The organism is Actinomyces sp. HMSC08A09, assembly GCF_001807465.1.
In the GTDB taxonomy this organism is placed as follows: Bacteria; Actinomycetota; Actinomycetes; order Actinomycetales; family Actinomycetaceae; genus Actinomyces; species Actinomyces oris.
Genome location: NZ_KV789124.1, coordinates 27,158 through 30,335 on the forward strand (window position 1 = coordinate 27,158; position 3,178 = coordinate 30,335).

Annotated in this window: 4 protein-coding genes; all 4 read left to right on the forward strand. The window is 69.7% G+C overall.

What is annotated here, in order from left to right; translation table 11 throughout:
- On the forward strand, positions 1–1,675 hold a 1,675-nt coding region (locus HMPREF3165_RS07325; protein ID WP_256275213.1), incomplete at its 5' end, for a ferrous iron transporter B.
- Positions 1,676–1,757: 82 nt separating this feature from the next.
- A complete protein-coding gene (locus tag HMPREF3165_RS07330; protein WP_070511990.1) occupies positions 1,758–2,294 on the forward strand; it encodes a NifU family protein in 537 nt (178 codons plus the stop codon).
- 247 nt (positions 2,295–2,541) lie between these two features.
- The gene (locus HMPREF3165_RS07335; RefSeq protein ID WP_070511993.1) at positions 2,542–2,919 is read left to right on the forward strand and encodes a FeoA family protein; all 378 of its coding nucleotides are present in this window, start codon (positions 2,542–2,544) and stop codon (positions 2,917–2,919) included.
- Positions 2,916–3,178, forward strand: a 263-nt coding sequence (locus tag HMPREF3165_RS13810; RefSeq protein WP_256275214.1) for a FeoB small GTPase domain-containing protein, incomplete at its 3' end; no start/stop codon positions are given. The genes HMPREF3165_RS07335 and HMPREF3165_RS13810, both read left to right, overlap by 4 nt.

Consider the following 3,178-nt stretch of genomic DNA (forward strand, 5'->3'; position numbering starts at 1 on the left):
CACCTGCCTGGTGGTCACCATGACCGACGAACTCAGCCGCCGCACGGGCCGGCTCAACGTCGCGGCCCTCGGACAGGCCCTGGGGATCCCGGCCGTGCGAGTCATCGGGCACCGTGGCGTCGGCATGCCCGACCTGCGCGCCCAGCTCGCCCAGGTCGAGAACTGGCAGCGCACCCCGCTGCCGCCGCCCACCGACCCCGACGAGATCACCTCCTGGGCCGACTCGGTGCTGGCCGCGGCGGACTACCAGGCGCCCCAGAACGACCAGATCACCTCCGCGGTCGACAAGGTCCTGCTGCGCCCCGTCCCCGGCACCATCGTATTCTTCACGATCATGTTCCTCTTCTTCCAGGCGATCTTCACCTGGGCGGCTCCCTTCCAGGACGCCGTCGAGGGAGGCTTCGGGTACCTGGGCGGACTGGTGCACGGCTGGCTCGATGAGTCCCATCCGCTCATCGCCGGGCTCCTGGGGGACGGTCTCATCGGGGGTGTGGGCGCGGTGCTCACCTTCGTCCCCCAGATCATCATCATGTTCCTCATCATCGCCGTCCTGGAGGGCGTGGGGTACATGTCCCGCGCCGCCTTCCTCATGGACAAGGTCATGAGTATCGCCGGGCTGGAGGGGCGGGCCTTCGTGGCGCTGCTGTCCTCGCTGGCCTGCGCGATCCCCGGGATCATGGCCACTCGCACGCTGCCCTCCACGAAGGACCGGGTGGCCACGATGCTGGCCGCCCCCCTCATGACCTGCTCGGCCCGCCTGCCCGTCTACGTCATCATGATCTCCTTGACGGTCGACGGCGACGCCAAGGTCGGCCCCTTCGGGACACGCGGCGTGGTCATGTTCGCCCTCTACCTGCTGGGCGCGGTCTCCGCGATGGCGGCCGCCTGGGTGGTCAAGCAGCTCACCGACCGCGGCGGGGTGCTGCTGCCCTTCTACATGGAGATGCCGCCCTACCGCATGCCCCGCCTGCGCACCGTCCTCATCATGGTGTGGGACGCCTGCAAGGGCTTCCTGAAGAAGGCCGGCACGATCATCACCCTGACCACCGTCATCCTGTGGGTGCTGCTCAACGTTCCAATGCGCTCGGACGCCCAGTTCGAGGCCTTCTGCGCCTCCGACAAGCAGTGCGCCGCCATCGCGGCGGCCGTGGACAAGCCGGAGTCCTCCACCGTCAAGGGCGATGACGGGCAGGTCATCACTGATGCCGAGGAGCTCGGCAAGCTGCTGGACGCCCAGAAGACCTCCTACACGATGGACAACTCCTGGGCGGCCAAGGGAGGCAAGGCGGTCCAGCCGGTCTTCGAGCCCCTGGGCTTCGACTGGCGCATCAACGTCGCCACCCTGTCCTCACTGGCGGCCCGTGAGACCTTCGTGGCCACCCTCGGCCAGATCGCCGCCGCCGAGGACCCCGAGGACCCCGGCGCCCACCTGGCCACGATGACCTACCAGAAGGACACCCTGACCAACAAGGCCGGCGACCAGCTGTTCAACCCGGCCACCGTCATCGCGATCCTCGTGTTCTTCGTCTACGCCCTGCAGTGCATGGCCACGGCCGGTGCGATGCGCCGCGAGACCGGCACCTGGAAGTGGCCGATCATCGCCTTCACCTACATGTTCGTCATGGCCTGGGTCATGGCGGCCCTCAGCCGCGCACTCGTGGCGGCCTTCATGTAGCTGGAGCACAACGAAGCAATGACCAGGACAGTGCCCCCGCGACGCCGGGGGCACCCCGGACATCAGGAGAAGTGAGGCAGCCGTGCCCGTCGTTCCCACGCACCCGACAACCACGCCGGACCCGGACGTGCTGCGGTGGGTCATTCCCGACGGCCTGCTGGCCTTCACCGGGGAGGTCGCCCACGCCCCGGCGCTTCTCCAGCAGCTCCTGGATGACGGCACCCTGCGCTCGGTGAGGGTCGACGGCGGCGGGGTGCTCACCCTCCTGGGCACCGGCCACGACTGGCGCACGGAGGGGGCCCGGGTGCGATCCGCCCTGGTGGACGCCCTGGGCGCCCCGAAGTCGTGGAAGGGCGCCGCCACCGCCCACGCCTCCGGCCCCGACGACGCCCTGGAGGCCGCCGCCCGGCAGATCGCCGACGGCTCCCTGGGGACCTTCGTCAACAGCCACGGAGGCGCGCTCGTGGTGCACTCGGTGCGCGGCGGCGTCGTCGAGATCGCCATGGAGGGCGCCTGCGACCACTGCCCGGCCGCGGAGATCACGATGCACGCGCGCTTCGAGCACCTGCTGCGGCGCCGCTGCCCCTGGCTGGTCGAGGTCCGTCGGATCGACGAGTAGCCTCCCCCGACAGCAGCCCGCTACCGAGCCGGGCATTTTTCGCACAGCCTCGCCAATTTTCCGCACGGCTGCGCGAGAAGTGCCCGGCTCGACGCGTTGCGGGACGTGGGCCCACCCCTGATCTGTGTCGGTGCCGCCCCAAAGTCGTGACGATAGTTAAGCCTCACCTTAGAATGTCATCGTCGATGCGCTCCCCCGCATCGCGATCGAGAACAGACTCAAGGATCCGAGGAGCTCCGAGAGCAACATGGCGACTGCAGTCTCACATCACAGCACAACGACGCCGGCCGGCACCGGAGCCGCCCCGCCGTCGACGCACACATCCCTGTCCGATCTGCGTCTGGGGACCAACGCCCGGGTCATCGGCCTGCAGGAGGACACGGCAGACGACCCCATCGCCAAGCGGCTGAGCAACCTGGGCTTCGTGCCCGGCCGAACCGTGACGCCGCTGCGCCGCGCCCCGCTGGGCGACCCGGTGGTCTACCGCGTCGCCGACTACGAGCTGTGCCTGCGCCGCCACGAGGCCCACATGGTTCACGTCGAGGTCCTCACCGAGGCCGACGTCGTCGAGCCCCTCACCGGGCAGCGGGCCGGCACCACCGAGCGTGAGGAGCAGCACCCATGAGTGACCACTGCGCAGCCTCCGAGGTCCCCGGCGCCCCCGACTGCCACTGCGGGTCCTCCAGCTCCAAGACCCTGGTGGCCGGCGCCCTGAGGGTCGCCCTGGCCGGGGCCCCCAACGCCGGCAAGACCTCCATCTACAACGCCCTGACCGGCCTGCACGCCAAGACCGGCAACTACCCCGGCGTCACCGTGGCGCGGTCGCTGGGGACCTGCCGGATCGGCGAGACCAGCCTGACCATCGAGGACCTGCCGGGCGCCTA